Below are 4,574 nucleotides of genomic sequence, written 5' to 3'. Positions count from 1 at the left end.
CCGGTCTAGGGGTGCTGAGGGTAGGGCGCTGGGGGAGAGGGCCTTCGATCAGCCGCCGCCCTCGCGCACCTGCGCCTGACCGCCGACAACGCGGTGCGCGCGCTGCGCCGCCGCGGCGTGTTCCCCGGCACCGCCCCGGAGTCGGGTCCACTGTGGACGGACGTGGCGGCCGTCATCGAGGAGGAGTCGTGAGCCGGACCACCCGCGGCACGCTGCAGATCGACGTCGAGGCCTGCAAGGGTTGCGAGCTGTGCATCACCGCCTGCCCGCCGAGCGTGCTGACGATGTCGGCGACCGTCAACGAGCAGGGCTACCGGTATCCCGAACTGCACGACGGCTGCACCGGCTGCACGGCGTGCCAGCTGGTCTGCCCCGACTTCGTGTTCGCGGTGTACCGCTACACGCCCGCCACCTGAGCTAGGCGGGCGCGTTGGCCTTGAGGAACGCGGTCAGGGCTGTGATCGCCTCCGGAGCGCCCTCGGCGGTGATCGTGAGGAACGCGGTGCCGTGCAGGGCGCCCGGCACCAGTTGCAGGGTGCGCCGGTCGCCCGGGGTGGCGGCGTGCAGGGCCCTGGCGTCCTCGGCGAAGCCGCTGTCGCCCGTCGCGGCGAGGTACAGCACCGGGGCCGTCAGCTTCGGCACCGCCGCGAGGGCGTCCATGCCGCTGTAGCTCGACGGCGCCGACAGGCTCACCACCGCCGTCGGGTTGACCGCCGGCGCGGCGGCAAGGACGGCGGTGCCGCCGCGGGACGCGCCGATGAGGACGACGGCCGTCGCGCCCTGGGCGCGGGCGAACGCGGCGGCCGCGGTCACGTCGCCGGGCATCGTCGAGCCGGGGCCGCGCCGGGAGCGGCCTTCGCCGTTGAAGTCGAACGCCAGGACCCGGTAGCCGGCGGCGGCCTGCTGCTTCGCCCACGACAGCCACGAGCAGGCGTTCGCGCTGGCCTGCGGGGCGAGGACGAGCGCGGTGCGGCCGGTGCCGAGGACGTAGCCGGTGAGATACACGCCCTGGGCGTCGGCGAACGTGACCTGCCGGGTGTCGAGCTCCGGGTCGGTGCACCGGCCGGGCGTCGGGCTCGGCGCCGGCTCGGCCGCAGGCGCCGACGGGGTGGGTGCGCTCGACGGCGACGGGGACGACCCGCAGCCGGTCAGGACGAGCAGGGCCGCGACCGGAGCCGCGACGAGGGCCAGGGTTCTGCGCATACCGGTAGGACCGGCGACGGGCGTCGATGGTTGCGGTGGGTGCCCGATTTCAGCGGGGGGCGGCCGCCGGCACCGGGGCCGGTCCGGCGACGGCGAGGTCGGTCAGGTCGCGCAGCCGGCGGATCGGCGAGCGCAGCACCACGGCCGGGGCGGCGGCCGCCGCGACCGCGAACAGGACCAGCGTCCACCGGGCGCCGACGATGCCGGCGACGGTACCGGCGAGCAGCCCGCCGACCGGGATCGCCCCCCACGACACGAACCGCACCGTCGCCACCACCCGGGAGAGCAGCTCCGGCGGGCTGGCGAGTTGCCGGTACGTCCGCGTCGTCACGCTGAGCACGACGACCCCGGCGGCGAAGACCACGTTGCCCGCGGCGAAGGCGGCGTAGGCGCCCCGGCCCGCGCCGACGGGGATGAGCAGCGCCCCGCCGAGCGCCACGACCGCGGCCACCACGAGCGCCCGCGCGGTCCCGAGCCGCCGCGCGACCGCGGGCGTCAGCGCCGCCCCGGCGAGCGTGCCGGCCCCCTCGGCGGCCAGCAGCACGCCGACCGCCGCGGCCGGCGCGTGCAGCTCCCGCACGAGGTACAGCGGGTACAGCGCGAGCTGCGCCCCGCACACGAAGTTCACCGCGGTCGCGACCCACATCCCGGGCGCCATCACGGGATGGCGCGTCACGAACCGCCACCCCTCCCGGATCGCGGCGAGCCCGCCGGGCGTCGCCGCCGCGGCGGGCGCGGTGCGGGGCCGGGCCGGGAGGGTCCGCAGGAGCGCGGCCGAGACGAGGTAGCTGACCGCGTCCACGAGCAGGGTGGGCACGGCGCCGAGGGCCTGGACCGCGACGCCGCCGAGCGACGGCCCGCCGAGCTGGGTCGCCGCCTGGGTGGCCGAGTTGAGGCTGTTGCGGGACTGCAGCCGGTCGCGGTCGACGATCGTCGGCAGGTACGTCGCGGTCGCCACGTCGAAGATCACGCTCGCGACGCTCACCACCAGCGCGACGGCGACGAGCTGGGCCACCGTGAGCACGCCCTGCCACCAGGCGAGCGGGACCGACGCGACCGCCGCCGCGCGGGCCAGGTCGGCGGTGACCTGCGTGCCGCGCATGGGCAGGCGCTGCACGAGTACTCCGGCGGGCAGCCCGAGCACCAGCCAGGCCAGGTACCCGGCCGCGGCCACCAGGCCCATCTCGAACGGGCTCGCGTCCAGCACGGTCAGCGCGGTGAGCGGCAGCGCCACCGCACCGACCGCGGAACCCGCCTGGCTGGCCGTGCCGGCCGTCCACCAGCGCCAGAAGACCGGCACGCGCCACCCCCGTTGCTCCGGACGTTCCCGCCCTGTGAGTTCCAAAATGGAACGTACTAGAATCGGTGGCCGAGGGGAAGCGACGGGAGGTGCGGCGGTGCGGCGCGAGGACCTGGCCGACGCCGACTGCGGGATCGCGCAGGCGTTCGGCGTGATGGGCGACTGGTGGACGTTCCTCATCGTGCGCGACGTCGCCGGCGGCACCACCCGCTTCGACGGCCTGCAGCGCGAGCTCGGGGTGAGCCGCCGGGCGCTCACCGAGCGGCTCACGAGCCTCGTCGAGCACGGCGTGCTCGAACGGCGGGCGTACTCGGCGCACCCGCCGCGCTACGACTACCTGCTCACGCCGAAGGGGGAGGGGCTCCTGCCGGTGCTGGTGGCGCTGCAGGACTGGGGCAGCCGGCACGTGGCCGGGGACGGCACCCTCACCGGGGCGGCGGGCGAGGCCGAGGTGCGGCGGGTCCACGCGCTGCCCGGACGGCGGATCCCCGGGCTCGACCTGCCGGGGTGGACGGTGCTGTACTTCTTCCCCGGCGCGTTCGCCCCCGGCACCCACGGCCACCCGCCCGGCTGGGGCGACATCCCGGGCGCCGCCGGGTGCACGCTGGAGTCGCTCACCTACGCGCAGCGGGCCGGGGCGTTCGCGGCCGCCGGGGCGAGCATCGTCGGGGTCAGCACGCAGCGGCCCGACCAGCTCGACGCGTTCGCCGCCCACGCACGGCTGCCGTTCCCGATGCGCTCCGACCAGGACGGGCGGCTCGCCGCCGGGCTGCGGCTGCCGACGTTCCGGGCCGCCGGCGCCGACCGCTTCAAGCGGCTCACGCTGCTGGCCGACCCGGACGCCGTGGTGCGGGCGGTGCAGTTCCCGGTCACCGACCCGGCCGGCTCGGTCGACGAGATGCTCGCGACCGTAACCGGTTTGCGCCTGCCCGCCCGCGACGGGTAGAACTCTCGGCGGCGGCGAACGACCGCCAGGGAGGAGGAGGCCGCAATGTTCCGCTTCGTCCTCCTTGGAGCCAGCACATGCAGTACGACATCCGCCCCATCCGCGGGCGGGACGAGCTCGACCTGTTCCGGTCGCTGCCCTACCAGCTGAACGACGAGCTCGACGACGACCTCGCCGCGGGCCGGCGCCACCCCGAGTGGATGTGGGTGGCGCTCGACGGTGACCGGCTCGTCGCCCGGCTCGCCTGGTGGTCGCGCACCGGCAAGCCCTACCTGTTCGACATCCTCGACTACGCCGACGGGCACGAGGACACCGCCGACGCGCTGCTGGCCGCCGCGCTCGAAACGGTGTCCAGCCCGCCGCCCTACACCCGGTTCCTGCGGCCCGACTGGCGCGACACCGAAGCCGGCCCGGTCCGGGGCCGCATGGCCGTGGCCGAGCGGGCCGGGGCCAGCCTGCTGGTGGAGCGGCTGCGCCTCGAGTGGCGGGCCGGGACGCCGCTGCCGGAGGACTCCGGGCGGCTGCGGTACCGCGGGTTCCGCGACGACGACGAGGCGCTCGACCTCATGACGGCGACCCTGGACGGCACGCTCGACGCGCACTCCCGGGCCGACCTGGCGTCGGCGACGCCCCGGGAGGTCGCCGCCGAGCACTTCCACGGCGAGCTCGTGCGCTGGCCGGGCCCGCGGGACTGGTGGCGGGTCGCGACGCTGCCGGACGGCGAGCCGGTCGGGTTCGTGTTCCCGGCCCGCAACGACTACAACCCGATCATCGCGTACCTCGGGGTGCTGCCCGCCCACCGCGGCCACGGCTACATCCACGACGTCCTCGGGGAGGGCACCCGGGTGCTCGCGGCGCAGGACGTGCCCCGGATCCGGGCGACGACCGACGTCGGCAACACCCCGATGGCGGCCGCGTTCGCGCGGGCCGGCTACGCGAACTTCGAGCGCGAGATCGTCATGACCTGGTCGTAGGAAAACAGACGCCGGCCGGTCGCCCGTGCGAGGGGCGACCGGCCGGTGCCGTGCGTGTGGAAGACGGGTCAGTTGGCGGTCAGCTGGCCACCCTCGCCGTGGAACTCGGTGCCCTGGGCGAACTCGGAGGCGAACGACTGCCGCAGCGCGT

5 protein-coding genes are annotated in these 4,574 nt (G+C 75.9%); 3 read left to right on the top strand and 2 right to left on the bottom strand.

Annotated elements, in window-relative coordinates:
• The first annotated feature begins 188 nt into the window (after window positions 1-188).
• Window positions 189-416, top strand: coding sequence for a 4Fe-4S dicluster domain-containing protein (locus ABZS66_RS60530; RefSeq protein ID WP_354773885.1), 228 nt, complete (start codon window positions 189-191; stop codon window positions 414-416).
• A 1-nt stretch (window position 417) separates the two neighbouring features.
• Here ABZS66_RS60530 and ABZS66_RS60525 read toward each other — a convergent pair whose 3' ends face one another.
• Together ABZS66_RS60525 and ABZS66_RS60520 are read right to left on the bottom strand one after the other, a co-directional pair.
• A complete protein-coding gene (locus ABZS66_RS60525; protein WP_354773883.1) occupies window positions 418-1,203 on the bottom strand; it encodes an alpha/beta fold hydrolase in 786 nt (261 codons plus the stop codon).
• A 49-nt stretch (window positions 1,204-1,252) separates the two neighbouring features.
• The gene (locus ABZS66_RS60520; RefSeq protein WP_354773881.1) at window positions 1,253-2,503 is read right to left on the bottom strand and encodes an MFS transporter; all 1,251 of its coding nucleotides are present in this window, start codon (window positions 2,501-2,503) and stop codon (window positions 1,253-1,255) included.
• 97 nt (window positions 2,504-2,600) lie between these two features.
• Between ABZS66_RS60520 and ABZS66_RS60515 the strand changes: the two genes are divergently transcribed.
• On the top strand, window positions 2,601-3,449 hold the full coding sequence (locus tag ABZS66_RS60515; protein WP_354773879.1) for a winged helix-turn-helix transcriptional regulator: 849 nt from the start codon (window positions 2,601-2,603) through the stop codon (window positions 3,447-3,449).
• A 77-nt stretch (window positions 3,450-3,526) separates the two neighbouring features.
• Window positions 3,527-4,423, top strand: coding sequence for a GNAT family N-acetyltransferase (locus ABZS66_RS60510; RefSeq protein ID WP_354773877.1), 897 nt, complete (start codon window positions 3,527-3,529; stop codon window positions 4,421-4,423).
• The last annotated feature ends 151 nt before the right edge of the window (window positions 4,424-4,574 follow it).

Origin of the sequence: Dactylosporangium sp. NPDC005572, assembly GCF_040605515.1 — a bacterium.
GTDB lineage: Bacteria > Actinomycetota > Actinomycetes > Mycobacteriales > Micromonosporaceae > Dactylosporangium.
Note: the sequence above shows the minus strand (reverse complement) of the source record. Positions and strands in the feature narration are given on the sequence as shown.